The 26,765-nt window shown below is 41.1% G+C and carries 20 protein-coding genes, 2 tRNA genes and 1 rRNA gene; 13 read left to right on the top strand and 10 right to left on the bottom strand.

Annotation, left to right across the window (positions count from 1 at the left end; all coding sequences use genetic code 11):
* Positions 1-73: 73 nt before the first annotated feature.
* A 5S ribosomal RNA gene (rrf, locus tag BN3769_RS12535) occupies positions 74-188 on the top strand.
* A gap of 1,076 nt (positions 189-1,264) precedes the next feature.
* Complete coding sequence (locus tag BN3769_RS12530) at positions 1,265-3,511, top strand: tetratricopeptide repeat protein (protein ID WP_068471098.1); 2,247 nt, start codon at positions 1,265-1,267, stop codon at positions 3,509-3,511.
* Positions 3,512-3,960: 449 nt separating this feature from the next.
* Here BN3769_RS12530 and BN3769_RS12525 read toward each other — a convergent pair whose 3' ends face one another.
* The gene (locus BN3769_RS12525; protein WP_068471096.1) at positions 3,961-4,596 is read right to left on the bottom strand and encodes an alpha/beta hydrolase family protein; all 636 of its coding nucleotides are present in this window, start codon (positions 4,594-4,596) and stop codon (positions 3,961-3,963) included.
* A gap of 76 nt (positions 4,597-4,672) precedes the next feature.
* Here BN3769_RS12525 and BN3769_RS12520 point away from each other — a divergent pair, with 76 nt between their 5' ends.
* Both BN3769_RS12520 and BN3769_RS12515 read left to right on the top strand, forming a co-directional pair.
* Positions 4,673-5,065: a nuclear transport factor 2 family protein gene (locus BN3769_RS12520; protein WP_068471094.1), complete on the top strand. Its 393-nt coding sequence runs from the start codon at positions 4,673-4,675 to the stop codon at positions 5,063-5,065.
* Between the two features lie 133 nt (positions 5,066-5,198).
* The gene (locus BN3769_RS12515) at positions 5,199-6,203 is read left to right on the top strand and encodes a hypothetical protein (RefSeq protein WP_068471092.1); all 1,005 of its coding nucleotides are present in this window, start codon (positions 5,199-5,201) and stop codon (positions 6,201-6,203) included.
* 10 nt (positions 6,204-6,213) lie between these two features.
* Here BN3769_RS12515 and cfa read toward each other — a convergent pair whose 3' ends face one another.
* On the bottom strand, positions 6,214-7,368 hold the full coding sequence (cfa, locus tag BN3769_RS12510) for a cyclopropane fatty acyl phospholipid synthase (protein ID WP_420885326.1): 1,155 nt from the start codon (positions 7,366-7,368) through the stop codon (positions 6,214-6,216).
* A 257-nt stretch (positions 7,369-7,625) separates the two neighbouring features.
* Here cfa and BN3769_RS12505 point away from each other — a divergent pair, with 257 nt between their 5' ends.
* The 3 genes from BN3769_RS12505 (at position 7,626) to BN3769_RS12495 (ending at position 9,668) form a co-directional block, all read left to right on the top strand.
* Complete coding sequence (locus BN3769_RS12505; RefSeq protein ID WP_228840699.1) at positions 7,626-7,889, top strand: GlsB/YeaQ/YmgE family stress response membrane protein; 264 nt, start codon at positions 7,626-7,628, stop codon at positions 7,887-7,889.
* A gap of 94 nt (positions 7,890-7,983) precedes the next feature.
* Entirely contained in the window at positions 7,984-8,613 is a 630-nt protein-coding gene (locus tag BN3769_RS12500) for a hypothetical protein (RefSeq protein ID WP_068471091.1), read from the top strand.
* Positions 8,614-8,672: 59 nt separating this feature from the next.
* Positions 8,673-9,668, top strand: a complete 996-nt coding sequence (locus tag BN3769_RS12495; protein ID WP_068471089.1) for a YfdX family protein — start codon at positions 8,673-8,675, stop codon at positions 9,666-9,668.
* A 135-nt stretch (positions 9,669-9,803) separates the two neighbouring features.
* On the opposite strand, the gene ruvX is transcribed toward BN3769_RS12495, so the two are convergent.
* The 4 genes from ruvX to BN3769_RS12475 all read right to left on the bottom strand — a co-directional run bounded on the left by ruvX (position 9,804) and on the right by BN3769_RS12475 (position 14,184).
* Positions 9,804-10,280: a Holliday junction resolvase RuvX gene (ruvX, locus tag BN3769_RS12490; RefSeq protein WP_068471087.1), complete on the bottom strand. Its 477-nt coding sequence runs from the start codon at positions 10,278-10,280 to the stop codon at positions 9,804-9,806.
* A complete protein-coding gene (locus tag BN3769_RS12485) occupies positions 10,255-11,898 on the bottom strand; it encodes a CTP synthase (RefSeq protein ID WP_068471123.1) in 1,644 nt (547 codons plus the stop codon). The genes ruvX and BN3769_RS12485 overlap by 26 nt, the downstream gene beginning before the upstream one ends.
* Positions 11,874-12,638, bottom strand: a complete 765-nt coding sequence (kdsB, locus tag BN3769_RS12480) for a 3-deoxy-manno-octulosonate cytidylyltransferase (RefSeq protein WP_068471085.1) — start codon at positions 12,636-12,638, stop codon at positions 11,874-11,876. Before kdsB ends, BN3769_RS12485 begins: the two co-directional genes overlap by 25 nt.
* Before the next feature lie 184 nt (positions 12,639-12,822).
* Complete coding sequence (locus tag BN3769_RS12475; RefSeq protein ID WP_154017914.1) at positions 12,823-14,184, bottom strand: hypothetical protein; 1,362 nt, start codon at positions 14,182-14,184, stop codon at positions 12,823-12,825.
* Positions 14,185-14,502: 318 nt separating this feature from the next.
* Between BN3769_RS12475 and BN3769_RS12470 the strand changes: the two genes are divergently transcribed.
* From BN3769_RS12470 to BN3769_RS12455, 4 genes are all read left to right on the top strand, one after another.
* Complete coding sequence (locus BN3769_RS12470; protein ID WP_068471080.1) at positions 14,503-15,450, top strand: MBL fold metallo-hydrolase; 948 nt, start codon at positions 14,503-14,505, stop codon at positions 15,448-15,450.
* A gap of 19 nt (positions 15,451-15,469) precedes the next feature.
* Entirely contained in the window at positions 15,470-16,798 is a 1,329-nt protein-coding gene (locus BN3769_RS12465) for a 3-deoxy-D-manno-octulosonic acid transferase (RefSeq protein WP_068471078.1), read from the top strand.
* A gap of 324 nt (positions 16,799-17,122) precedes the next feature.
* Positions 17,123-17,195: transfer RNA gene (locus BN3769_RS12460), tRNA-Met, on the top strand.
* 12 nt (positions 17,196-17,207) lie between these two features.
* Positions 17,208-17,280 (top strand) — tRNA-Met (locus BN3769_RS12455).
* A gap of 318 nt (positions 17,281-17,598) precedes the next feature.
* On the opposite strand, the gene BN3769_RS12450 is transcribed toward BN3769_RS12455, so the two are convergent.
* The 4 genes from BN3769_RS12450 to BN3769_RS12435 all read right to left on the bottom strand — a co-directional run bounded on the left by BN3769_RS12450 (position 17,599) and on the right by BN3769_RS12435 (position 25,298).
* Positions 17,599-19,494, bottom strand: a complete 1,896-nt coding sequence (locus tag BN3769_RS12450; RefSeq protein WP_228840698.1) for a heavy metal translocating P-type ATPase — start codon at positions 19,492-19,494, stop codon at positions 17,599-17,601.
* A gap of 98 nt (positions 19,495-19,592) precedes the next feature.
* A complete protein-coding gene (locus BN3769_RS12445) occupies positions 19,593-22,793 on the bottom strand; it encodes an efflux RND transporter permease subunit (protein ID WP_068471075.1) in 3,201 nt (1,066 codons plus the stop codon).
* Between the two features lie 2 nt (positions 22,794-22,795).
* The gene (locus tag BN3769_RS12440) at positions 22,796-24,040 is read right to left on the bottom strand and encodes an efflux RND transporter periplasmic adaptor subunit (RefSeq protein ID WP_068471072.1); all 1,245 of its coding nucleotides are present in this window, start codon (positions 24,038-24,040) and stop codon (positions 22,796-22,798) included.
* Positions 24,041-24,044: 4 nt separating this feature from the next.
* Complete coding sequence (locus BN3769_RS12435; protein WP_068471070.1) at positions 24,045-25,298, bottom strand: TolC family protein; 1,254 nt, start codon at positions 25,296-25,298, stop codon at positions 24,045-24,047.
* Between the two features lie 309 nt (positions 25,299-25,607).
* Here BN3769_RS12435 and BN3769_RS12430 point away from each other — a divergent pair, with 309 nt between their 5' ends.
* Complete coding sequence (locus tag BN3769_RS12430) at positions 25,608-26,057, top strand: GNAT family N-acetyltransferase (RefSeq protein WP_068471069.1); 450 nt, start codon at positions 25,608-25,610, stop codon at positions 26,055-26,057.
* 115 nt (positions 26,058-26,172) lie between these two features.
* The gene (locus tag BN3769_RS12425) at positions 26,173-26,706 is read left to right on the top strand and encodes a dihydrofolate reductase family protein (protein WP_068471067.1); all 534 of its coding nucleotides are present in this window, start codon (positions 26,173-26,175) and stop codon (positions 26,704-26,706) included.
* Positions 26,707-26,765 lie beyond the last annotated feature (59 nt).

Here is a 26,765-nt window from a genome sequence, read left to right as displayed (position 1 = left end):
CGTGAAGAGAGTCTTCAAGCGCTGATTTTTACACGTGAATTAACGAGATTTACGATTCATTTAAACTTTTTCGCTTGGTGGCATTAGAGAAAGGGAAATACCTGATCCCATCCCGAACTCAGAAGTCAAGCCTTTCATCGCCGATGGTACTGCACACAAGAGTGTGGGAGAGTAGGTCGCCGCCAAGCTTTTCTTTCATGGCCTTAAAGCATCCGCTTTAAGGCCTTTTTTTTGCCTGCAACCGATTTGCAATTTTCCTGGTTTTAGCCTTTAAATTTTTTTGATTTGTAATTTTCCCGGCCTTCCCGTTCTTGCCCCTGCAACGGCTCAGAGAAAAAGACTGGGCACTCAATTCATTAAAAATCCCTTCTCTTTTTACTTCTGATCTTGCCGATTAAAACAATAATATTAAAAATTTATTTGTATTTTGGCGATTGGGTCCTTGTTCAAGCTTTCGAAAATTAAAAAGCCTTCTAAAATTGCACGCACGGTAGGCCCGTTTTTCTCCGCGCCTCATAGCGTCTTTGTGCTTCTGCATTCTATTTTAGCTGGAGGAGCAAATTCTCTTACCGGTTAAAAGGGTAAAGCTGTAGAGCGCGCAAAGAGGGAGCGGTCAAAATAGATGGATACCCTTCCGTTCGCTTCTATAACTGAATAACAATACAGAGACGAAAAGATGCATAGAGATGTTTGCCACGCCTCTATGGCCTTCAAAAGGCTGAGCAGTACGCAATTTGATGTCCGCTTTAAAAATGAATGTTCTTTTTGCTGTGTTTTATATAGCGATAGGAGCGAAAGAAAGGAAACAACCTCTAAACTTTCAAAATTTTATGAAATATAAATTCGAAATAATTTCTTGTTTGTAATAAATTAGTTTGTGGATAGTTTTGTGTTGAATTAAAATTTTCAGATTGTTAATCTAATCGCAATTATAATCTTCAAGTATCAAAATTTGATACTGCTAAAAATGGAAAGATAAAAACTAAAGTATAGTTAATAGATATGCTTTGGCACTTATTTTTGTCTCGTTCTTAATCTTAATTCTCATTAACTAAATTATTAATCCATTTCCGGCATTCTTGCCCGCATTCTTATATGAAGAATGCCGAGGTTAATCGTTTAGGTAAGGCTTTTAATCCCATTTTTACCTTTTCGGCTGAATATTGCACGCTTTGTGTTTCAAGCTAGTTTGAGTGCTAAAAGCTTTCCTTTCATTTTAGCTTTTTGTTGGAAATGGAACTCTAACTAATAGGATAGATCGCTTATGCATCCCGTTTCATCCAATCAGCCAGTTGGCTTAGAGCAAAGTGCTGTGAACAGTGAATTAGCTGAATTAAAGAAGGAAAACCAAGCGCTTAAAAGAAAAATCGAAAAATTGAAAGCGATGTTTACATCTCGTCCGGAAGAAGAAAAAAAGCCTTCTTCTCTTAAAAAAAGAAGGGTTGAATCTGAAAATGCTTTGCTTTGCCTGGCTCCTAATTTAGCAGATAATTTAGGAAATATTGAAATCATTTCTTATGATGACAATCAGAAGCCCTTATCATTTATCGTTCCTAAATTTATACTGGCAGCTATTTCGACCGTTTATCGATCAGTCATGTTCAGTAAAAATTGGTCACAAGAGGAAAGAATCTCTTGGGAAAAAGAACCCAACGTGCCTTTTCATCCCCAAGCTATTGCAAAGGTTCTTCAGTTTGCTTTTCAAAAAATCAATCCGGCATTGGAGCAAAAGCTTTTTGTTGATTTCCAGGCTTCGGAAGAGAACTTTGATGTATTAGAAGATATCATTTTATTAAGCGATCGCTATCTGATGGATAGGGTTTTTGAGGCTTGCCAAAAAGTGATTGAGGAGCAAACCGCAGCTCATTTACAATCAATGGTTAATTGCTTTACTTTTATTTTCAATTTACCGGGAGAATTGGAAATAAAGTTCTTTCCCAGCTGGATAAAAGGAGTAGAAGCATATAGAAAAAAAAACGGTAATCATGCGGAACTCTTATCGATTTTTATCCATTTAAATAAATCGTGCACAGCGGAAGGAAGGAAAAAAGAGAAAGTCTTCATTTGCTTATTAAATGCAATTAGAAACACGATCGCTTATTTAAACAAGGACAGTTCTCTAGAAGAGGTGGAGGCGGCATGCCAAGCGATTGTGGAGTTCGGTTACTTTAATTTTAATTTGAATCATTCCGTTATTCAATCGGTCGCTCAATTTTATTTTGAACAAGACATTTCTGAAGTCTTTTTTGAAAAAGCGCCTTTTACATACTTCTTTTACTTATCCTTTTTGATTCAAAATAAACGAGGACCGGAAATAAGCGAAAAAATCGATCTATTGTTAAAAAAATGCGGATGGGAGGATCTAGGCTTAATTTTGAAAAGCGAGCACTATAAGGATTCGAATCGGATAGAAGCAATTAAGTATACTAACCAGGCATTGGCCTACAATAGAAAAGAAACTGTTCATACACTGCGTGCGTTGATTTTTCTCATGGACCAAAATTTTGATCAAGCTCTTGAGGAAAGCAATCTTGCCTTGCAAATCAATGCCTGCAATTCGGGCGCTTTAGCTTATCGAGGAATCTGCTATCAAAAAAAAAGAGAGAAAGGGTTAGCTCTGATCGATTTTACAAGAGCTTTATATATTCATGCGCATAATGCTTCTGCTCTAATGCATAGAGGGGGATATTTCAAATGCGATAATCAATGGGATTTGGCCATTGCCGATTTTGATCGTTACTTGCAGATTCAACCGAATGATTATTCCGTTTTGACTTTAAGAGGCTCTTGCTATAGGAGCAAAGGGAATTTTGAACGAGGGCTTGCCGACTTTAACCAATTGGTATCGCTTTACCCGGATGATGGGCAGGCTTTAATCAAAAGAGGGGAATGCTATCAATTAATGGGAGAGCTAGAGTTAGCTTACGCGGACTTTAATAAAGCGGTAGAAGTTGAGCCAGAGAATAACATTGCTTTAATTAAGCGGGGGTTATTCTATAAAAAATTGGATAATTTAGATCTTGCTATCGCAGATTTTAACCAAGTATTGGAAAGAAACCCGGATGACGCCATGGCATTAGCCTATAGAGGGCAATGCTATCGTTTATCTGATAATAGGGTTGCAGCGATGGAGGATTTTAATCACCTTTTACGAATCAATCCTAGCAATGCATTTGCATTAGCGGAAAGAGGCATATGCTATAAGCTAGAAGGACTTTTTGATTTAGCCTTGGAAGATTTCAACACAGCTCTCCAAATTAATCCTAATGATACATTTGCTTTAACGGAAAGAGGAGACTGTTACAAGTTAAAGAATGAAATTGATCTGGCTTTAGCAGATTGGGAACAAGTCTTGCGCATTAATCCCAAAGATAGCTTTGCTTTGGCTTATCGAGGGGTGTGCCATTTTCAGCAGGGCCATTTAGCTGAAGCGCGGGCAGATCTAGACCAAGCATTAGAAATCAATCCTCACAATAGCCTGGCTAATGAATACAAAGCTCGTTTGGAGTAAGTATAAATAGAAAAAGGCCTTCGCCTTTTCATGCCAAGTCCAAAGAGATAAACTTCGGCTTGGTAGGAAAGGCCCTGCCTGAAAGCCGCCTATTTAAAATTTGGCTCATTTAAAATGAATTGGCCATTTGATACTTGGATATTGTTCATCACTTAAAAAAACTGATGTACTGCTGTAATTTAACAATAGAGAATAATATCCCATTAATTTTCATAACTTTTCCGTATTCGTCGGTATTTGCATTTGATTTAATAAAAGTCGCTGCAAAAGAGGAGCCGAAGATAATTCTCATCAAATGTTTCTTGTTTTAATTTGTCGTAAAATAATGTAAATGCCTATATTGAAATTCAATAAAAATTAATAAATTTAATAAATCAAGCGAATTAATTATATAAACTTTATAAGAAAGTGATTTTAAGTATAGGTTGTCATGGGGATAATACAATTGTTCAGAGGGTCGATCTTATCCAATCAAGGCAAAGGCGTTTGACTTCGTTGGCTGCCTCATCTAGGGCATGGCCGGCTCCCGGCAAGAAGATCAGTTCTTTAGGGCCATGGACCTGGTTGTAAATCTGCTCAGAACAGGCAGGTGGAAGATTATCATCCTTTAATCCATGGATGAGTAGCAAGGGTTGTTTGCGAAGCATTTTAGCCGCTTGTATGGCTCCATAGCTTTGTGTAGCTAAAGTAATGACCGAAATAACAGAAGGACATTGCGCTGCTGCCGCGATGACGACAGTGCCTCCGAGAGAGTGTCCAATTAAAGCCATGTGCTTATGCTCAAGAGAAGAGAGCGCTTCTATTCCATATAGGACATCTTGGATGCAAGTGGCAAGATCTGTTGGGCGCCGGTATTGCAGATGCAAGGTGGAAATGCCTTCTTGGCATAGCTCTTGACCAATAAATGGATAAAGCCCACGGGCAGGAGTATCAAAACCGCCTCCCACGCCTCCCACAGTTAAAAGAGCTTTGCCTTTTTCTTGCGCAGCGTAATAGCGCGCCTCAATGGAAAGACTGTTAGCGTGAATTTTTAAAGGCGTGTAAGTGTCTTTGAGAGGGGAAAATTCTAAGGAGAGGGATGCCATAATCCTCCTTTGCCGCTCTTTTATCTTCTTGTAAAGAACTTATCTGCCTATAATGACATATAAGAATAGGTAAGATATGCACAATTCTAATCAGATGTTGGGAAAAGGTCTCGTTCAGCGGTTTATTGATTTATACAATTCTTTCGAAATTAAACAAATGATTGATTTATTTACCGACGATTGCATTTTTCAAAGCATCAGTCATGACAATGAGACGATTGAATGCCATGGCAAAGAAGAGCTGTTCAAAATGGCTGATCAAAGTGCACAGATTTTCTCAGATAGAAAACAGATTGTAACAAATTGGATTGTGGATACAGATAAGATAGCAGTCGAAATTGAGTATGCGGCTATTCTAGCGCAAGATTTACCAGGTGGCCTTAAAAAAGGGGATTCTTTAAAGTTAAAAGGTATTTCTCTTTATGAATTCGCAGATGGAAAAATTAAGAGACTAGTTGACTTTTCTTGATTAATCACTCAGCGCTTAGCGCGTGTATTAAATCCGCAACAACCTCAAATATAGGTCATTAGCGATTTTAATCCACCCTATTAGAGAGTATTGCAAAGACCAGCGTTCTTTATGATTAAATATAGATAGGTATATGAAAGCGTATATTGACAATAGATTAATTCGACGACTTAAAAATGATGCAGAGGGAGAGAGCAATATTCTTCTGCAAGTTTGCCATCAAGCGGGGATTTTAGCGGACGATCAGCCCCTTCATATTATTTTCGATTGGCCTTCTTTGCTCGAATATATTGATTTGAGTTTAATCTTTAAGATGTTTCCCAAATTTGCAGATGAGCATAAGCTTTTTGCGCTTCTCATTTCTACTTTAACAGTAGAGCCTGAAAAAGATTTGTTAATCTATTTATTCGATCAGCTCTTTGTTGAGTGCTTGACACAAGTCAAATCTTTGCCACAGATTGATCAGACTTTTTTATTGAGCCAAATTAAAAGAACACGGGAATCAGCCCTATCTTCTTCTACGGCAGAGCTTTTCTTACCTGCTTTGGACCGGTATGAGCAGCAATTAAGGGAGAATCCTTATCATATCCTTCATGATTTGACTCTCTTTTTAGCGTGGGATCGTGTCTGCGTGAATTTAGCAGCCGTATTTGAGAGGCCTTCTTTAGATAGTAAAGGACAAGAAGGGTTGTTAGTGTTAAAGGAATGCCTGTTAGAATCCTTTCAGCACATTACAGGGCATGGGCGGACGGTTCCCGGCTTCTTTCGTTTGATCGAAACATTGTATGCTTATCAGATGAGAGAGGAGCTTTTGGAAAATTATACGGATTCTGAATGGCAGATTCTTTGTCAAAGTGCACAAGCTCTTCGAGCCAGGGAGGAGCTTAGCGATGTTCCCTACATTGATAGAGCGGTAGTTGATTCCCAAGATATGCAAATTGCCTCCATAGAGGCTGTAAAGGTTTTCACTTTAGATTCTGCCGATAAAGTGAATGCCGGCTTAAGCTTGGCTCATTATACCGTTGAACAATTAAAAAAAGAGGCGCCTGATTGGCACTATTCCTTGCGTTCCGTTGAAGTGATATGCCTGCAAGAAGTTGAAAAGGGATTGAGAATTGAAACGGTTGTGCGGCGTTAGGTGCGATTGTTTAGCGGACAGAAATATAACCTCCCGGAATTCCCTTTTTGACAAAAACAATTTGCCATAATTGGAGGTCTCGACTGCGAAAAGCTCCAGCGCAAGATAATAGATAATATGTCCACATGCGGTAAAAACGTTCGTCATAGTGCGCTTTTAAGGAGTCCCAATTTCGGACAAAATTATCATGCCAAGCCATCAAGGTTTTATCATAATAAGCGCCAAAGTTATGCCAGTCCTCAAAAATGAAAAGACCATTAGCCGCTTGAGTTAATTGTTCGGCAGAAGGGACCATTCCATTGGGGAAAATATACTTCTCAATCCAGGGATCGCTTTTTTTGGTTGTTTTATTACTTCCAATCGTGTGCAGAAGAAAAATGCCGTCGTTTTTGAGACAGCGGTAGGCCGTTTGCATATAAGTGCGATAATTTTTATATCCGACATGTTCCATTTGGCCAATGGAAACAATGCGATCGAACATGTCGTTGACATCCCGATAATCTTGGAAGCGAAGCGTGACGGGAAGCTCTTTGCAAAGCTCTTTAGCCAGCTCTAGTTGCTGCTGAGAGATTGTAATTCCCACGACTTCTACGTGATGTTTTTCTGCCGCATACTTAGCAAAGCTTCCCCAGCCGCAGCCAATATCTAAAATTCTCATCCCGGGCTTAAGGTAAAGCTTCTGGCATATAAGCTCCAGCTTGGCTTCTTGCGCCTCATCCAAATTCGATGCATTTTTCCAATAAGCGCAAGAATAAGCCATCCGTTTATCTAACATCTTAATGAAAAGATCATTGCCAATATCATAATGTTTTTTTCCTACAATCAAGGCGCGTTTTTTGGATTGAAGGTTAAAAAGCAAATATTTGGAAAGTTGGAACAGTTGCTTGAAATTAGGCTTGATGGTCGATTCTAGGTCAGCCTTTAAAATATGATAGATAAATTCATCGACTCGTTCCGCATCCCACCAGCCATTCATATAAGACTCGCCAAGCCCCAAAGACCCTTCGTTCCAGACGGTTTCGTAAAAGCGCTGATCATGGACTTGTATTCCCGAGCGGTTGTTTTGATTAATATCAATACCAGCTAAACGAAATTTCTGACTCACTAAGTCTTTAATCACTTCATTTGCCATAAGTTTCTCTTGTTCATATTGATTTTTAAAAATTTGCAAATACTTTTACTATCTTTATCTAGAAGATTATTTAATTTTCAAGATGAACGCATATTTCTTTATAAATGGCTTTTCGATTAAGTCAAAATTTGCTTCAAAAATGATTCCTTTACTAGTCAGATCCTGGGGTTAAGCCAATTTAAAGATTGAAAAATAAAATTTAAATTTACCTTGCAGGTTTTGCTTTCATCTGCTTAATTACGATTTGAATCCCATAAGAATTTTTTTATTATTAAGGAAGGAGAAAGAAAATGATGAGCATCCTTGGGGCAATTATTATTGGATTTATCGTTGGTCTGTTTGCAAGGTTTTTAATGCCAGGAAGAGATCCCTTGGGCTTCATATGGACAACCCTTTTAGGGATAGGCGGAGCGATTATCGGAAAACTTATTGGACAAGCGATTGGACTTTATAAGGAACATCAATCAGCGGGATTCTTTATGTCCCTCATCGGTGCGATGATTCTTTTATATATCTATCATCATTTTAAGAATAAGCAGGATACGGCTCCTTGAGTGCAAAAAATGTGAGCGACATGGATATTCTGTTGAAAAGAGAACCTATCCATTAAGAGTTAATTTAAAGAGGGATAAACAGAGGATGGTAATTATGCCAAATCGTTCGGAAGAAGATGGAATAGGAGAAATTGAAGCCAATTTAAAAACCTTTCAAACCCAATGGCAGGAGATTTTGGATGAATTGGCAGAACTCAAAGAAGACAATGGAAAAGATGATCTTTTTGCCACTATTGATTACCTTGCGCTTTGCGACCAACAAAGCAAAATGATCAATGATGGCTTAAAAGATATCGATGAGGAGTTGAAAGCTTTATCCCATCTTAGAAAGCAACCGGATCAAGGGTCGAAGCAATTCGAAGCAATCCATCGTCTTTGCCAAGAATTTGAAAAGTTAAAAGACCATATGCGGAAAAGAAGGCAATCAATCGAAGAAGAATATCCGATTTTAGCAGATGAAACGTTGCGGGGATGTCAAGATCTCATCACCCGGTACTCTGTTTCTATGAATCAAGAAAGAAATGTCCCGAACCTTAAGACAGACATCAATCAAAATTTGGATAAAGAGTCTTTGCTTGAAGAATTGAGGGATAGCTTGGAGAATTATCGCCAAGCCCGTGAAGACTTAGTCGAGGATCCGGTAGAAGATCCCATTCTTTCGCAGCTAGATACGGCTATTACGGCATGCGATACAGCCCTTTTAATCAAGGAAACGGGCGATTGATTGCATGGCCTTATTTCCGCTTATGTATAAAGCTTTTCACTTAAACCGAGAGGTCTAATATGTATAAATCTTCAGCTTTTCCTTTTAAAGCTTGGAGCATCGCATTGGGTTTATTAGCTTGCGGTTCGTCTCTTGAGGCCCAACAGAGTCCGTCTTCCGGTTCTAAGCCTTCGACAGGCTCTCAGACGAACATTCCAGCACCGCTTCCTCAAAGCCAGCCTCAGCAGCGCTTAGAAATAGAAAAACAGCGCAAGCAGGTGGAGGAAGAAATCAGGAAGAGCATTATTCCAGAAGCTGTCGCTGTACTTAAAGAAACGGAACAGGCGATCAAGCTGATTTGGGATGGCGATAATAAGGGAGCACTAGCTGCTATTGAAAGGGCAAGCGGTAAAATAGATGTGCTGCTGGCCCAGCATCCCGATAGCGCTTTACTGCCTTTGGATTTTAACATTGATGTTATTGATGATGCCCCCTTGAGCTTAGATCGCATTAGAGAAATTAGCAAAACGGCGGAGAGGGCAGTGAAGGACGGAGATTATCCGGAAGGGCGCCTTTTGCTTGATGCATTGCAAAGCGAAATTGATATCGAAACCTATAGCTTGCCATTGGCGATTTATCCTCCAGCTCTTAAACGAGCGGCAAATTTGCTGAATCATAACGCTAGTCAGGAAGCCGGAGCTGTGCTTGAGACGGCGTTAACCTCAATTGTGATCATCAATCGCCTTTTGCCTATTCCGCTTATTAATGCAAAAGCCTTGTTAGCTCTGTCAGAAGACAAATATAAAAATAACAGGGACTTGGCTTTAAAGTTACTTGATGGCACGCGCTATGAATTAGAGCGTGCACGTGCGCTGGGATACATTACCAAGGAAGAGGATGAGTATAAGGATTTAAATGAAGCGATTAAAGACCTTCAAAAGCAAATCAATAGCAATACTGGCAATCCTTCCATGTTCCACTCTTTGAAAGAAAGATTCCAGGATTTAATCAAGCGGCACTTTGATAAGAAAAAGACGACCAACGGGCAGCAAACTAATACAGCGCAAGAATCCTAATTTTCTCACTCCCATCAGATAAAATTCTCTAAGAAGCTTCTAAGGCTTCTTAGAGAATTTCTTAAAAACCGCTAATGGCCTAAATGGGAGTCATTAGCATGTTTAATTCATTAGCCATGTTGATGGCCGGCATGATCAGATGAGAGGCGGCCTGCTGTCCAAATAGCTTTGAAGAATAATGGCCGCACTGACTATGTCGACGACTTTCGAGCGCCTCTTGCGTGTAAGGCTGCTCTCTCGCAGGGACCTTTCGGCTTGAACTGTAGACAGGCGCTCATCCCACATTTTGACGGGAATAGGAGTCGCTTGAGCGAGCAGCTGGACAAAATGCTTCACTTCATCGGCTAAAAAGCCCATGCGCCCGCTCATCATCAAGGGTAGTCCAATGATAATCTCTTCAATCTGACAGCGCTGCGTGCGGCAGAGAGCGTCAATTTTTTCCAATAATTTGGCGACCGTCAACTCGGATTTGCTTTCCGCTTGTAAGGTCTCTAATGGAGACGCAATAATTTTGCGCTCGTCCGATAGAGCTAATCCTAGGCGTTTGAGGCCATAGTCAATGCCTAGGATTCTTGTGGGAAGGCTCTTATTCGGCTGATTGTGTGTTTCCATGTACCTTCTCTTGATGGGTAATCATCGCTTGGATAAAATCGCGGAATAAAGGATGAGGATCGGTAGGCTTTGATTTAAATTCCGGATGGAACTGAACGCCAACCATCCAAGGATGTCCCTTAATTTCTGCAATTTCGCAAAGATTCTCTCCTTTCAATGTACCGGCAATGATAAATCCCGCCTTTTCCATGGCTTCTTTATAAGCATTGTTAAATTCATAGCGGTGGCGGTGCCTTTCGCTAATTTGATCGCGCTTATAAGCTTGATAGGCCTTGGTAGATGGCTTAAGATCGCATGTGTAAGCGCCCAAACGCATTGTTCCGCCTAAATCTTGTACGCCGCGCTGCTCGCTCAGCAAAGAAATAATGGGGTGCTTGGTGTCCACATCAAATTCGGTTGAATTGGCATCGTCCAAGCCTAGGACATGTCTGGCAAACTCGACAGCTAGGACTTGCATGCCCAAGCAAATGCCGAAATAAGGAATATTCTTTTCACGGCAAAGCTTGGCTGTATGGATTTTTCCTAGCCAGCCGCGTTCCCCAAAGCCGCCGGGGACTAAATAGCCGTCACATCCCTCAAGCGCTTTGCTAAGCTGTTGAGAGTCCAAAGGCAGTTTATCTGCTTCAAAACGTTTGATCTGCAGCTTATAGCCTGCAGCCAAGGCGCCGTGAATTAAAGATTCAAAAACAGACTTATAGGCATCTTGGTGCTGAACATATTTGCCGACAATTCCAACCGTAATGGTTCCCTTGGGATGGCGGATCGTTTCAATGATCGTTTCCCATTCCCTTAAATCGACTGGAGGGCTGGGAAGATGCAGCAGTTCGCAAATCAAGGCATCGATGCCTTCATCATGCAGCTTGATGGGGACTTCGTAAATGCTATGCTCGACGTCGACTTCTTCAATGACGGCACGGCGGTTGACGTTGCAGAACAAGCTGATCTTGTCTTTGACCTCTTCGGAAAGAGAAAACTCGCATCGGCAGACAATAATGTCTGGGAAAATTCCGATTTCTCTCAGAATTTGGACAGAATGCTGAGAAGGCTTCGTCTTCACTTCGCCGGCTGCCTTTAAATAAGGAACATAGGTGAGGTGGATATTTAAGCAATGGGGACGGTTTTCATAGGTAAATTGCCGAATGGCCTCTAAAAAGGGAAGCGATTCAATATCTCCTACGGTTCCTCCAATTTCAACGAGCACAACATCAATGTTTTCTTGTTGCTTGCCGCATTGATAAATGCGCTGTTTAATCTCGTCGGTAATGTGCGGAATGACTTGTACTGTTTTACCTAAATAGTCTCCATGGCGCTCGCGCTTAATGACTGTATTGTAAATTTGACCGGACGTGGCATTGGAGGCGCGCGATAAAAAAGAATTCGTATAGCGATAATAGTGGCCCAAGTCTAAATCTGTTTCAGCCCCATCATCGGTGACATACACTTCGCCGTGCTGAAAAGGGCTCATTGTGCCAGGATCGACGTTAAGATAAGGATCCAGCTTAAGCATGGCAATTTTTAAGCCTTTTTTCTCCAATAATAAGCCAATTGCTGCTGCTGTTAGGCCCTTTCCCAAAGAGGAACAGACGCCGCCTGTTATAAAGATGTATTTTGTTTGCATAACCATTGCTCGACCTTATATATATCATCTGGAGTATCCACACCAATGCTGGCTTCATCTACAACCGCAACTTTGATGCGATACCCGTGTTCTAGGACTTTTAATTGCTCTAAATCCTCCTCTAACTGAAGAGGAGTAAGGGGTAATTTTTGATATTCCAATAAAAAGGATGGACGATAGGCATACAGTCCTAAATGACGAAAATAAGAGGCTGAAGCCTGAAAAGCATGCTTTTTATTGGAGGGGATTAAACCCCGGCTAAAATAAAGGGCATTTCCCTTTTGATCCATTACGCATTTGACAATTGAAGGGCTTAACGCCTCTTCTTCGGACCTCAAAGGTGTGACGATCGTCGACATATTGCCTTGAGGATCATTGATAAGCGCCTGAGCTGCTAAATCAATGGCTATTGGATTCAAACAAGGCTCATCGCCTTGAATATTGATAATGACAGACGCTTGCATTCCCCCCGGATAGTGCTGAATCACTTCTGCCAAACGGTCCGTTCCAGTCGGACATTCAACAGCGGTCATGACGACTTTGCCCCCAAAGGCTTTGACGTGATCAAAAATGCGTTGATCGTCAGTGGCAACAAGGAGATCGGTTAAGAGAGAGGCTCTTTGAGCGTTTTCATAAGTTCTTTGGAGGAGGGTCTTGCCGAGGATGGTAACGAGGGGCTTGCCAGGAAAGCGGGTACTGCCGTAACGAGCAGGAATAATTCCAATAACTTGATCGGTCATCTTCTACTTTTAAAATTCTATAACGGGATTATAATAGAATAAGAAAGGATAAATGACAAGTAAACTTTTATACAATTGAATTTAAATGGAATGCACGAGAGATAATCCTTTCTATTTGCCTTTTAAAATTTATTTTAGTTGTTTCGGATGGTTCAAGTAAAGTATTTAAAACAATTAAAATAGATCAAAAGAAAGCGGGCTGGACCAAAGGGATCGCGTCTTTAAAATAAACAGCGTCTTCGGTCAATGGCCAATCTTCTTTTAAGATCACATGATAGGCCTGTTCAGGTTTTAGATCGGAAGAAAAGGATGCCTTGCTCTGATAAAAAGAAATTAAATTTAAATTTTTTAAAAGTTGATGTTTAGCATAGCCATCTCCATTGCCGACAAAAATGAGGGCATTGACTTTTCTGTTAAAACGGGGGGAAATTCCGAGGCCCCAGTCTTCTATCTCTTTAGCAAATTCTTTTGTAATGAGGTCAAGGAGCAGATGGGCATGAGAATATCGCAAAGGCGGATAGAGCACGATACAGGGAGAGGGGAAAGGATCATCAAAAGAAAAGGGCTTTATATGGACTTTAAATAAAGGTAAAAGCGTTTTGTGCATTTCATCTTTTTCAAGAAAAGCAATCAGCTTTTTGACCACATCATTTAATTTATGCGGCTTGGCCATTAGATGAATTTTATTTTCTAATCCGAGAATACGATAGACAAGAGCTAAGGCAGCTTTGAACTCTTCGCTTGTATAGTCATTAAATGAGTCCTCTAGTTTCTCTATTAAATCCACCTCTTCTATCACTTGGATGGGAACCGACATCATAGAAGCCAAATGTTGGGCGATATCTCGTTTTAGCCATTGCTTTTTTTGAATTAAAGCCTCTCCTTGCAAAGCGCAATGCTCTAAGACTGTAAAATAGCGGAGAATAACCAGATTTTTCAGATTGAGATAGCTTCTAGAATCAGCTTTAAGCTGTTTGCGAAACCCTTTTATTCTATGGACTAACAAGTCTCCTGCTTCATTAGAAAGAGGATTTAGCCGCAAAGACGCATAAGCCAGACACGCGGCAAGACCCTCAAAGAAAGGGTCTTGATGAGAATAAAGTTTATCCAGAAGCTTTTCTGATTCCGGTTCTATAATAAGATGCACCTTTATTTCTTCCAATAAAGGTCTCAAGAGAGAAGGCGATTGAGGAATGGTCCAGAAAATTTGATAATCTCCATGAAGATAAGTGCTGTAAGATTTAGGTGCAAAGGAAGCGAGCTGATAAATCCGTTGTTTTAAAGCCAGCTCTTTTATTTTTTCTCCCTTAAATAGACGGCTGTTAATCTGAGCAATGCGGTCTTCTAACTTAGAGAGCAAGAACTGGGAAACTGCTATATCAAGAGGACGCGCACGAGAAGTGGAGGTAAGCGTATAGAAAATTTGATTCTTTACTCGAAAAATAGCGAGATGTTGAGGGTGAGAAGGGCAATATTTAGGATCTAAAAAACGGTGATCCACATATTCAAATTCACTTTCGCGATAAAAATTTAGATGTATGCTCATGGAAGAATAAAATTTAATAAAAAAAAGATTAAATTTAGTTGGTGATTGTTATTTATTTTTAAAGGATTTAATAAGAATCAATAAATTTAATCGTATTTTTTTGATAAAAAGTAATTAAACAAATAATCCGAAGAAGCGTGGAAGGATATTCAAATTGTATGGATAGTCGATTTTCTGGAAGGGCTAGAAAAAGAATTTAATTTAGCGATTCAATTCTAGCTATTAGATAAAGGGGAAAGCGATCCTATGGGCTTAGTTGCGTTATAATAGTTAGCAGGTTATTCTTAGCCTACTTTAGAAAAAATTTTTCGAGTGCGTATGCAATCAAATCACTTCAATGGACAACGTTATTTTAATCCTGGAGTTAAGCTTCAACCATTTTCACGCGCCTTATATTGGATGTTGACAAGGAGTCCGGCTCCTTGGCCGCATTCTGTTCCCGTGCAGCAACAAAAAATTACGCGTCCACGAGTGCAGGCAGGAGAGTTGGCTATTACCTTTATTAACCATTCTACTTGCCTCATTCAGGTAAGTGGGTGGAATATTTTAACCGATCCCATTTGGTCTGAGCGCGCAAGTCCATTTAAGCGGTGGGGACCTCGGCGTTCGGCTTTGCCTGGCGTCCGATTTGAAGATTTGCCGCCCATTGATCTCGTTCTTATCAGCCATAATCATTACGATCATATGGACCTGCCGAGTTTGCAGCGCCTACAGCAGGTCCATGAGCCTGTCTTTTTTATTCCCCAGGGCAATTTTTCTTATCTGAAAGCCAAAGGCTTGAAGAATATGAAAGAGTTAGATTGGTGGGAGCAAGTCGATTTTTCCATGGATCATCAGTTGATTTTTGTTCCCTCTCAACATTTTTCTGCGAGAGGGATATGGGACCGAAATAAGACCTTATGGGGAGGCTTTGTCATTAAAGGTCCTAAGCATTCTATTTACTTTGCAGGAGATACAGGGTATGGACCTCATTTTACAATGATCCGTGAGCGCTTAGGCCCTCCGCGTTTATCTTTTCTTCCTATAGGAGCCTTCAAGCCCGAGTGGTTTATGCATTCTGTCCACATTTCTCCTGCCGAAGCCGTGCAAGCTCATTTAGATTTACAGTCCAAGCAAAGTGTGGCCATTCATTTTGGGACCTTTCAAATGGCCGATGATGGCATAGATGAGCCTATTCTGGCATTAGAGAAAGAAATGGACAAGCGAGGCCTTCCTCAAGAGCAATTTTGGATTTTAAAGAACGGCGAAAGCAAAGAAATTTATTAAACAGCGAGCGACGAGTATTGTGAACGTTTTTCTCATTTTATGTTATGAATGTTGTTTGTGGATTCTTGCCTTATTGGCAATTCCCAAGATGCTTTATCAATTAGTCTTTTATAAAAAATATCGACAAAGTTTATTGCCCCGCCTAGGGTTTGATTATCCTATTTTCCAGCAGAATGGCGAGCCTTTAATTTGGATTCATGCCGTTTCTGTTGGAGAGACAAAAGCTGTCGTCTCTTTGGTTAGGGAATTAAAACAGCGGTTTCCATCCAGTCTGTTTGTCGTTTCTTCGATAACAGAGACAGGGCATGCAGAAGCCAAGCGAAGTTTACCTTTTGTCGATTATCATGTTTATTTGCCTTTTGATTTTAGTTTTATTGTACGACGACTGATCAAACGCGCCTCGCCTGACCTTGTTATTTTGTGTGAATCCGATTTTTGGTTTAATTTTATGCGCTTAGCCAAAGCGCAAGGCGCAAGTCTTGTCTTAGTGAATGGGAAACTTTCCGAAAAATCCACGCATCGCTTTTGCAAGGTGCCTTTCTTTTCTAAAGCGCTCTTTGAATTGTTCGATTTTTTGTGCGTCCAAAATGCCTTATATGAAAAAAGATTTATTGAAGCGGGAGCTTCTCCAGAAAAAATCCATATCACAGGAAATCTCAAGCTCGATGATGAATATCCTCAATTAACGGCTGAAGAGGTCACCCAATGGCGGCAAAAACTAGGCATACAACCGGATCAGCTTGTTTTAACAATTGGATCAAGCCACCATCCGGAAGAACAGTTGATTCTGCAGCTTCTAAAAGAAATTTGGAAAAGCTTTCCAACTCTTAAGGTTATTTTTGTTCCGCGCCATCCCGAGCGCTTTCAGGAAGTAGGAGAGCTGTTAGAGAAGGAACGCCTGCTTTGGGTGGCTTTTACAGATATTAATCGACGGACGGGGAAGGAGCAGGCCATTCTTATTGATGCCATGGGAATGCTGAGAATGTGCTATCAATTGTCGGATATCGCAATTGTGGGGGGCAGTTTTACTTCTAAAGTGGGCGGGCATAATATTTTAGAGCCTTGCTGGTATAGCAAACCGGTTTTATTTGGACCCCACATGTATTCACAGCCCGAATTAGTGGATTTAATCAAGGAATATGATGCGGGTAAACAAGTATCGGAAGAGCAGCTTCAAGAGACGCTGTTTCATTTATTGGGAGATTCAGCGGAGCGTCAGCGGATGGGACAGAATGGATTAGAATTAATTAGAAGCTTAAAGGGATCAACCAAGCGCACCTTACACGTCATAGACCCTCTTCTTCATCAATTATCCGTTCAGGATATGGATAATAATGGTGAAGAATAAAATCAGTCTCTTCTTTCAAGAACCAATCTTAGCGGTTTTAACCGTCTAAGTCGGCTGCTTAAAAATATTTGATATATGAGCAGGTGAATATCTAAAAGGATTTACAATAAATGGAGATGTTTTTAAGGCTCTAAAAAATGTGTAAAGATGAAAAATGAAGAAAAAAACTTCTCTTTTTAATTTTTTTTATCCTTTCCACAGATACCTCAAAGCTGTAAAACTTAAAAAAAAGTGAGAAATGCGTTAAATTTCATTTGTTCTAAATATCACGCTTTGCTATAGTTATTCTTTCTTCAAGCAAACACTAACCTAGTTTGCGAGTGACGCGGGGTGGAGCAGGGGTTAGCTCGTTGGGCTCATAACCCAAAGGTCGGAGGTTCGAATCCTTCCCCCGCTATTTTTTTTATGGGGCGGTATAGCTCAGTTGGTAGAGCAACGGAATCATAATCCGTGTGTCGTCGGTTCAAGTCCGGCTGCCGCTACATCGTTTGTCTTTCACATGTTTTCATTTTAAACTACCCAATAGTTGCTTAGCTAAAATCACTTTTTAAATCTGAATTTTTTCCAGAAGACTTTTAAACCGCTCTCTTATTTCATGCACGACATGGAATTCCTTCATCCTTCAGATGCGGTTCAGCAGTTTAATATAGATAGCCAATCCCTCAGCGGAATTGTTGCCCAATATCCCCACTCTATTCAACCTTAAGATAAGGAATCAAAAAGGTAAAAGATTACTTAATCCAATGGCCTGCCATGTATTGATGCGGTGCACTAGCTAAAGAGGATTAGGTTCTTTCTGTTTATTTCCTTATCTTCCCACTTCCAAATTTCGTTAATCGCAAGCTGTTTAGAATGACTAAAAGAGTGACGCCGACATCAGCAAAAATGGCTAAAGCTAAATTAGATAGGCTTAAGAGAGCCAGGGTAATAAAGACAAGTTTCACCGCAATGGCAAATGTAATATTGGCTTTAATGGTTGATAAAGTCTTCCGGCCAAGTTCAATTAGAAAAGGGATTAACCTTAATTGATCGTTGAGAATGATCACAGATGCGGCCTCGATCGCCGTATCATTTCCAAGCGAACTCATAGAAATACCAACATTGGCCAGTGCAAGGGCCGGTGCGTCATTGATCCCATCGCCAAACATGGCTACCTTTCCATACTTTTGTAAAAGGTCTTGAACGGCTTGAGCTTTGCCTTGGGGAAGAAGGTCTGCTTTTACTTGGTCAATGCCAATTTTTTTAGCAACAGTTTGAGCGACATTTAAATGATCTCCTGTTAGTATAATGGGTTGAATGTTCAATCTTTTTAGAGTTGAAACAAATTCTTGGCTATCAGGGCGAATCTCATCTTCGAGAGCAATCATTCCTTCAACTTCTTTATGTGTGCTAACGGCAATGACGGTTTTTCCCTGGTTTTGATAAGCCTCGATTTGTTCAATAAAGGCTTGAGGGACTTTATGTTCTTCGAGAATGAATTGAAGCTTTCCGATGCAATGGTGCTCATCCTCGCAGACCATGCAATCCGCTTTTGCCCCCTTTCCAACAATACTTTCAAAATTTTGGACTTCATGAAGGGGCAAATTTTGTTTTTGGGCAGCATTGACAATGCTTTGAGCTAAAGGATGTTCAGACAATTTTTCTATGCCGGCCGCGCAGCTGAGCAGCAGTTCTTTTGAATGCCCTCCAAAAGGAACAATATCTGTCACTATAGGTTCGCCTATCGTTAAGGTGCGTGTCTTATCAATAGCCATAGCTTTAATTTGTCCAAGCGCTTCTAAATAGCGTCCGCCTTTAATAAGGGCGCCTGAAGAAGAGGCGTTTCCAATAGCGGAGAAAATGGAAACGGGCGTTGAAATGACAAGCGCGCATGGGCAGGCAATCACTAATAGGGCTAAAGCGTCTGCAAATCCTTGCGTAAAAGGGCGATTAAGAATCATCCAAGTAAAGAATATCCAAAAAATAGCTAAGAGAATAATGGCAGGAGTATAATATTGGGAAAAGCGTTCAATAAATTTCTGCGTTTCAGCTTTATGTTGGATTGCATTGAAAGTCATTTCCCGGATTTTTTCAATTGTTGAGTCCGCGAAAGGCTTTGTGACTTCTAATTCTAAAAAGCCTTGTTTATTTAAGCTTCCGGCAAAAATAAGATCGCCGGGACGTTTATCTTTTGCCAGCGGCTCGCCCGTAATGGCAGACTCATCGACAAAGGAAACTCCAGACTTAATGATACCATCCAGAGGAATCATCTGACCAGGTTTGATGAGGACAATTGTTCCGACTGAGACTGTAGAAATATCAACCGGCTGTTCTTGATCTTTGACCCATACGGTTTTAGGCATTTTATTGGCGAGAGAATCAAGAGCGGACTGACTTTTGGCGATTCCGATATCTTCCAATCTTTCTGCTAGCGTAAATAAAATAATTACAATTGTTCCTTCAGGGTATTCTCCTAGGTAGAAGGCTCCTGAAACAGCAATCAGCATCAAAAGATTGATGCTTTTAAAGTCTAGCTTCGCTAACGCCTGGAGGCCATGCCATATTGTTTGATAGCCGAATAAGAGAGTAAAGGCCAAAAAAAACGGCAGAGCGATCAAGTGTGGAAGCCGAGTCCCGCTTAACGATAAGAATTCAAAGAAGCTAATAAAAACTGCACCTATAATAAGCCAGCGGAGTTTGAGTGTTTGTTCCATCATAAATCCCTAATTCCTGTCTTGATCGTTAACAAAAAATAGCTACGTATAATCTACTTCATTTTTGCCCATTGCCATTAAGAGGGGAGTAATCAGGCCGCTTATAGCTTTTTGAGAAAAACCTTATATAAAGCGGGCAAAACGAGTAAGGTAAGTAAAGTTGCGCTAATCAGCCCTCCAATCACAACCGTTGCCAAGGGCTTTTGAACCTCCGCACCTGTGCCTGTGGCAAAAGCCATGGGAACAAAGCCCAAAGACGCAACGAGGGCCGTCATCAAGACTGGGCGGAGTCTAGTTAGGGCGCCGGTTGTAATGGCCTCTTCTGTTTCTAAGCCCTCTTTTCTTAATTGATTAATATAAGTAATTAAAACCAGTCCATTTAAAACGGCAATACCAGAAAGGGCAATAAATCCAACAGCCGCCGAAATAGAAAAAGGCATATTGCGCAGCCACAAAGACATAATTCCTCCTGTTAAAGCAAGCGGAACCCCGCTAAACACTAAAAGCGCGTAACGGGCAGAATTAAATGCAGAATAAAGAAGAAGAAAAATAAGGCCGAAGCACATAGGAACGACTATAAGCAACCGATTTCTTGCAGAGAGAAGGTTTTCAAATTGTCCGCCCCAATCTAGCCAATAACCTTCCGGGATTTTGACTTTTTGACTAATTTGCTGCTTGGCTTTCTCTACAAAAGTTCCCAAATCAGATCCTCTGACATTCGCTTGTACTGCAACAAATCGTTTGCCATTTTCGCGCTGGATTTCATTTAAGCCTTCATTGATCTCCAATTTGGCCACTTCGCTTAAAGGAACGTAAGGAAAGTGCACTTTCTTATCCCCTTCATTAGCGGCTAAAGGAATAGGCAAATTGCTTAAAGTGGTGGGATTTTCCCTTAAGGCATCTGGCAACTTGACGATAATATCAAAGCGCTTGTCTCCTTCAAAGAGTTGTCCGGCCTTTCCTCCTCCCATGGCGATACCGACCACTTCTAAAGCGTCCGAGACATTAAGCCCCAGGCGGCTGGCCGCTTCGCGGTCAATTCTAATATCCAACACTGGCAAGCCGCTGGTCTGAGCAATTTTGACGTCGGCTGATCCTGGAATGCTCTTTAAAATGTTTGCGATTTGTTCGGCCGTGCGTTGCATCTGATTAAAATCATCTCCATAAATTTTGACCGCTAAATCACTTCTAACGCCTGAGATTAATTCATTAAAACGCATTTCAATAGGCTGGGTAAATTCATAATTGTTTCCAGGAAGCGTAGAGACCGCTTTTTCAATGATGCCGATCAAGCTTTCCTTGGGAAGGTCCGGATCTGGCCACTGTTCCCTTGGTTTGAGAATAATGAACGCGTCGGAAACGTTGGGAGGCATAGGATCGGATGCCATCTCTGCAGTTCCTGTTTTAGAATAAATGTAGAGCACTTCTGGAATTTTCATTAGCGTTTTTTCAATTTCGCGCTGCATCTCGGTGGATTGGGATAAAGACGTGCTAGGGATGCGGATGGCATGCATCGCGATATCCCTTTCATCTAAAGTCGGCACAAATTCCTCTCCTAGGCGATAGAACAATAAAAAAGAAGCAATGACTGCCGCTGTAGAGGTTCCGATGGTCAACCAGGGAAATTTTAATGTTCCTTTAATTAAAGGCCTATAGAGATGCTTAGCTCCACTGACTAAAACATTTTCTTTTTCTTTGAGGCGCCCTTTGACAAAAAGGGCAATCATGGCAGGTACAAACGTCAAGGACAAAATAAAAGCGGAGATTAAAGCAAAAATGACTGTCATAGCCATGGGATGGAACATTTTACCTTCCACGCCTGACAAAGCGAGGATAGGGAAGTAAACGGTAATGATAATGGCTTGGCCAAAGACTGTAGGTTGAATCATCTCTTTGCTGGCAATCATGACCTCTTGCATACGCTCTTGAGGGTCTAAGCCGCGTCCGATAGCGTGCTGTTTTTGAGACAGTCTCCTTAAGCAGTTTTCTGTAATGATAACGGCCCCATCCACAATAAGGCCAAAGTCAATCGCCCCTAAGCTCATCAAATTGCCGCTAATTTTAGAGTGAACCATTCCAATAGCGGTCATGAGCATCGAAAGAGGAATAATCAATGCTGTAATTAAAGCCGCTCGAAAGTAACCGAGAAATGCAAATAGAATGACGATCACAAGGACCGCCCCTTCACTTAAATTTTTGGCGACTGTATGAATGGTTGCATTAACAAGCTTAGTCCGGTTGATCACGGCTTTAGCTTCAATGTCGGCCGGAAGCGTTTTATTAATTTCCTGTAGCTTTTTATCCACGTCCTGGGCGACAGTGCGGCTATTGGCTCCAATGAGCATTAGGGCTGTTCCAACGACCGCTTCATGGCCGTTATGTGTCGCGCTGCCGGTTCGCATCTCTTTTCCAATGCCGACATCTGCAATGTCGCGAATGCGAATGGGAATTCCATCGCGAGCGGCGACTACAATGCTCTCAATTTGGCGAGGGGAATCTAGACGTTCATCCGATTTAACAAGCAAGGATTCGCCTCTCTTTTCAATATAGCCGGGACCAATGCTGATATTATTTTTGCGCACCGCTTGAATCATTTCATCAAAGCTAAGGCCAAGAGCGATCATTCGCTCTATATTGGGTTCAATGTGATATTGGCGGACATAGCCGCCAATCGAATCGACACCGGCCAGTCCTTGAATGCCTTTTAATTGAGGCTTTACAATCCAATCTTGCACTGTCCTAAGATATGAGGCTTTTTCAACATCCGTTTTTAGGACCTGTCCCTCGGGGGTTAAATACGACCCATCAGATTGCCAACCAGGCATGCCATCTTTAATTCTAGCTCCTTTCCCGTTAGGGGATTTAAAGTCCACCGTCCACATGTAAATCTCGCCAAGGCCTGTCGAAATCGGACCCATGCGCGGTTCTGCCCCTTCCGGTAAATTTTCTTTGACTTCGCTTAGGCGTTCATTAATTTGTTGGCGAGCAAAGTAAATATTGACGTCGTCATCAAAAATGGCGGTCACTTGAGAAAAGCCGTTCCTTGAAAGAGAACGGGTCATTTGGAGTCCTGGAATTCCGGCAAGCGCAGTTTCAATAATGTAGGTGACTTGTTTTTCGACTTGTAAGGGAGAAAGTCCGGCTAAAACAGTATTGATTTGCACTTGATTATTGGTAATATCGGGAACGGCATCAATGGGCAGGCGGATAAAGGAATAAATTCCATAAGCAGCGATAATTAGAGTAAAAAGTAAAATTCCGAAGGGATGCTGGACAGAAAATTTTAAAATTTTTTCAATCATAATTAATGCTCATCTTCAGCGCTGCTTTTCTCAAGTTCCGCTTTAAGTAAAAATGTTTTATCCGCCACATATTGTTCGCCAGGCTTTAGGCCGGAAACGATTTCAATATTTTCATTATCGCTTCTGCCGAGCTTCACAAAGCGCCTCTCCAGCCCATTAGGCGTGGAAACAAAAACAAAATCTTTGCCATCGCTATTTTGAACAGCCTCTTTAGGTATCACAAGCGGAAAAGTCGCTTCTTCAGTGGCAATAGTGACGTTAACAAAAACGCCCGGCCTCCAGATGCCCTGTGGATTATCTAGTTCTGCGATGGCTTTCGCTGTAATTGTCTCCTCGGCAATAATAGGGCTAACGTAGATGAGCCTGGCTTGGGCGCCCTTGTTCTCAATGGGGATCATCACGTCCACTAATTGTCCTTCTTTCACGCGGTACAAGTCTTTTGGATAAATTCCTATTTCGACCCATACTGTGCTTAAATCTGCCACCTCGTAAATGGTTGTGGTGTTTTTAACAAATTCCCCTTTAGTTATATGGCGCATAATGACGGTTCCGTCGATCGGCGAGCGAATCTGATAAGTGCGAAGGTCGGGGTCTGCCTGATCTGTTAAGTGTTGGATTTCTTCATCGCTTAATCCATCAGCGCGCAGTTTTTGACGAGCGAGCTGCACATTGATCATTGATTCTTCATAGACATTTTTAGCGTTGAGATAGTCTTGTTCGGCCGATACTTTTTCTTTGTATAACCTCTCTTCTCGTTCCAAAGCAGAAATCGCAAGCCTTTGTTTGCTTAAAGCGGCCAAGTAGGAGGCTTTAACATCTGCTATATCGCGGCTTTCTAAAATGGCCATGACATCGCCTGCTTTTACAAAGTTGCCAATATTTTTATTGGCTTCTCTTGCAACGCCTGAAACTTTGGGAATGATATGAGCTAAATGGTCTGGTTGAAGAATAATTTTACCGCGAGTAGATAGTGTAAAGAGAAGCTTGCCAGGGCCGGCGGGTTTAAATATAAGCCTCATTTTTTGAATTTGATCTTCGGATAATTCCACAATATTTTCATCGTGGTGAGGGTCTTCTTCACTTTGCTTCTGTTCTTTTTCCTCTTCCGCCTCTGCAATCTCTTTTGGCGGTTGAGATTGCATGAATCCGCCTAATTGAGAATTCATGTCTTCCCAATAAAGACTGATCACAGAAGCAAGCGCTGCCCCGAATAAAATGGCAAATCCATAAGAAAAGATTTTCTTCATAACTTCAATCCGTTTGACTGTTTAAATAGTCAATATCTGCTCGGCTTGTGTGATAATTGACTAGGGCTTGAATATATCTTTCTCGCACCTCAAATAAGGTCCGCTGGGCATCTAAAACATCCAAATATTCAAACTTTCCCTCTTGGTAGCCTTTTTGTGCCAATTCAAATGCTTGAGTGGCGTAGGGCAGGGAAATATTTTTAATGCGCTCAGCTTCTTCATAAGCCTGGAGCAATTTTTCGTAAGAAATCGCAAGTTTTGATTCTAAAATAAGCCAGATCAGCCTGCCTTGATCGCCTGTTTTGAGCATGTCAAAGTAGGCATTCCCAATGTTTCCTTGATTGCGGTTAAAAAGGGGAATCGGAATAGAAACCCCAGCGATCATCCCTTGATTATTCTCTTCATAGTTGGCTTTGTAACCCACTTGCAAAGTGACATCCGGAATGCGGTTAGCTTTTTCTAATAACCAGTTTTTATTGGCGCTTGAATAGTTATAAAGTGCTTGTACGACCTCCGCTTGGTTGCAAAGATCGGCTAAGCACTGCTCAAGGGGAATAGGGGCTGTGATTTCAAAGAGAGGAAAGAGGGCTTGCTCAAAGTCTGGGCAGGGATTAGACCAAAGAAGAGAGAGGCGTCTTTTGGCATTGTTCCCTTCCGCTTTCGCTCTATCAACAGCAACAAGGGCAGTCGAATAAGCAACCTCTGCTTTATTTTGTTGGATAGGGGAAACTTTGCCCGCTTCGACTTTTTTAGTGGCGATCCGTAAAATTTCCTTGGCAGCTTCTGCCTGATCAGTCGCTAGTTTCAATAACTCCTGCGTTGCCACGACATTAATAAATGCCCGATGCAGACGGTTGAGCACGACTAATTTGGAAATATCATATCCGACAAGCGAAGCATAATATTGGTAAGATGCCGCTTGTGTACGAAGATGCCTTTTGCCTGCCGTTTCAAAAAGTTGCGAGTAAAAATAGCGCTCCTCTCGATTTTTCCATCCTCTCCACTTATTATTTCCTGCAAAATCTTCAATTTCATAGTTAAAGCTGGGATTGGGATAAAGGCGTGCTTGCTTGACTTGATAGCGCCTGGAAGCTGCTTCTTTACTTGCCATATGTAGACTAAGGGATTGCGTTAAAGCCCGATAGACAGCAGTGTCAAGATCTAGATCCTTTATCGGTGCTTGTTCCATTTTAACACAAAAGTCATGTGCATGAATGACAGCAAAAGAAAAAGAAAAGAAGAGAAAAAGAAGCCGCATATCTTAGAAAATCCAATGATCATTAAAGCTTATGTAGTCGCTACCTAGTGGAAAGTCGCTAGATTAAATTCTAATTTTTTTTAACACATACCGGAATAATTAAATAGGTAGGATTAAGAAATTTTGGCCTCTTCATTTGAATAGAAAACGCCCCTATCTTTTATAATGATTTATGAGGCGCTTTCTTGACCTAAAAAAATCCACGTGTTGCAATTTCATAGGGGCTTTCCAATCTAACCAGTTGAAATGTTCTAGAAGGGAGGGGTAAAATCTTTTAGAGGGATATTAAAGCTTTATAGGAGGAAAAACGTGTCAACGACGGAGCTTAGCGTTCAAATATGCACTACACCACAGGAAAAAGAAACCGCTCAGCGGTTCAGGCAAAGGCATTTCTTTGATAGGTTAGCAAGCAAAGATCCCTATGCATGGACTTTCAATCAGGAAGGGCATGCTCATCTTATGCTTTATAAGAAAGGGCGAATGATCGGCTATGCCCACCTTCAATATTGGCCAGGCTATAGAGCGGCTCTGCGCATGATTGTGATAGACGAAAAAGAGCGTAAGCGCGGTTATGGCTCGTCTTTGCTAAAATCCTGCGAGCAAAAGCTCAAAGAAGAAAGAATCAAAATCCTTCAGACAGAAGCAGCTCCTGACGCGATCGAATTTTATCGGAGCTTAGGATATACTGAAATGCCGTTCGACGATCCAGAAAAGCATCCGTCTGACGAGAGAGACATTCCCTTGGGAAAAAAATTATAAACGAAGTTGTCGCTGATATCGATTGCCTATGGATTATAGGCTCGCGTTTTAAATTTATTTAACCAATTAAAAATTATTAAAGGTTTCTTCTTAAACGCTGCAAAAGAGAGTAAAGATGCATAAAAAACGGCCGCTTATTTCCATTTACATAGCAACAAGCATTGATGGCTATATTGCACGTAAAGACGATAGCCTTGATTGGCTTGATCGGGTGGGCGGCTTTAATGAGGATTATGGTTTTCAGAAACTGCTTGATAGCATAGATGCGGTAATTCTAGGGCGCAAGACCTACGAGATAGCGGCCAGTGTCCCTGATTGGCCCTATAAAGGGAAAAAAATAGTTGTTCTAAGTAAAAGCCTAAAAACTGTGAGGGAAGAGGCGGAGCTCTTTCAAGGAGATTTGACTCAATTAGTCTCTCACCTTGATTCAGATGGAATCAAACATGTTTGGATCGATGGCGGATTGACAATTTCGCAATTTCTAAATTTGCAAATGGTGGATTTTATGACTCTGTCTGTGATCCCCGTGTTGCTTGGGGAGGGAATACCTCTGTTCAATTCCATAGCGAAGGAACTCTCATGCCGTTTAGTTTCCTCCCAATCTTATCCAAGCGGATTAGTTCAATTGCACTATGAAATAGTAAAATAACTCCAAATACAGGTTATTAACCATTCTTAATTTTACGCATTAATTGTCTATAGGGTATG

Source organism: Candidatus Protochlamydia phocaeensis, from assembly GCF_001545115.1.
Lineage (GTDB): Bacteria > Chlamydiota > Chlamydiia > Chlamydiales > Parachlamydiaceae > Protochlamydia_A > Protochlamydia_A phocaeensis.
This window is presented reverse-complemented; position numbering and strand designations above follow the sequence as displayed.

Bases quoted from the DNA above. Each gene is read 5' to 3' on its own strand.
- BN3769_RS12450 (WP_228840698.1), bottom strand. From the start codon at position 19,494: ATGATGGAACAAACACTCAAACTCCGCTGGCTTATTATAGGTGCAGTT.
- BN3769_RS12520 (WP_068471094.1), top strand. From the start codon at position 4,673: ATGCACAATTCTAATCAGATGTTGGGAAAAGGTCTCGTTCAGCGGTTT.
- BN3769_RS12445 (WP_068471075.1), bottom strand. From the start codon at position 22,793: ATGATTGAAAAAATTTTAAAATTTTCTGTCCAGCATCCCTTCGGAATT.
- kdsB (WP_068471085.1), bottom strand. From the start codon at position 12,638: ATGACCGATCAAGTTATTGGAATTATTCCTGCTCGTTACGGCAGTACC.
- BN3769_RS12530 (WP_068471098.1), top strand. From the start codon at position 1,265: ATGCATCCCGTTTCATCCAATCAGCCAGTTGGCTTAGAGCAAAGTGCT.
- BN3769_RS12500 (WP_068471091.1), top strand. From the start codon at position 7,984: ATGCCAAATCGTTCGGAAGAAGATGGAATAGGAGAAATTGAAGCCAAT.
- BN3769_RS12425 (WP_068471067.1), top strand. From the start codon at position 26,173: ATGCATAAAAAACGGCCGCTTATTTCCATTTACATAGCAACAAGCATT.
- BN3769_RS12495 (WP_068471089.1), top strand. From the start codon at position 8,673: ATGTATAAATCTTCAGCTTTTCCTTTTAAAGCTTGGAGCATCGCATTG.
- BN3769_RS12515 (WP_068471092.1), top strand. From the start codon at position 5,199: ATGAAAGCGTATATTGACAATAGATTAATTCGACGACTTAAAAATGAT.
- BN3769_RS12505 (WP_228840699.1), top strand. From the start codon at position 7,626: ATGATGAGCATCCTTGGGGCAATTATTATTGGATTTATCGTTGGTCTG.
- ruvX (WP_068471087.1), bottom strand. From the start codon at position 10,280: ATGGAAACACACAATCAGCCGAATAAGAGCCTTCCCACAAGAATCCTA.
- BN3769_RS12440 (WP_068471072.1), bottom strand. From the start codon at position 24,040: ATGAAGAAAATCTTTTCTTATGGATTTGCCATTTTATTCGGGGCAGCG.
- BN3769_RS12485 (WP_068471123.1), bottom strand. From the start codon at position 11,898: ATGCAAACAAAATACATCTTTATAACAGGCGGCGTCTGTTCCTCTTTG.
- BN3769_RS12435 (WP_068471070.1), bottom strand. From the start codon at position 25,298: ATGCGGCTTCTTTTTCTCTTCTTTTCTTTTTCTTTTGCTGTCATTCAT.
- BN3769_RS12525 (WP_068471096.1), bottom strand. From the start codon at position 4,596: ATGGCATCCCTCTCCTTAGAATTTTCCCCTCTCAAAGACACTTACACG.
- BN3769_RS12470 (WP_068471080.1), top strand. From the start codon at position 14,503: ATGCAATCAAATCACTTCAATGGACAACGTTATTTTAATCCTGGAGTT.
- BN3769_RS12475 (WP_154017914.1), bottom strand. From the start codon at position 14,184: ATGAGCATACATCTAAATTTTTATCGCGAAAGTGAATTTGAATATGTG.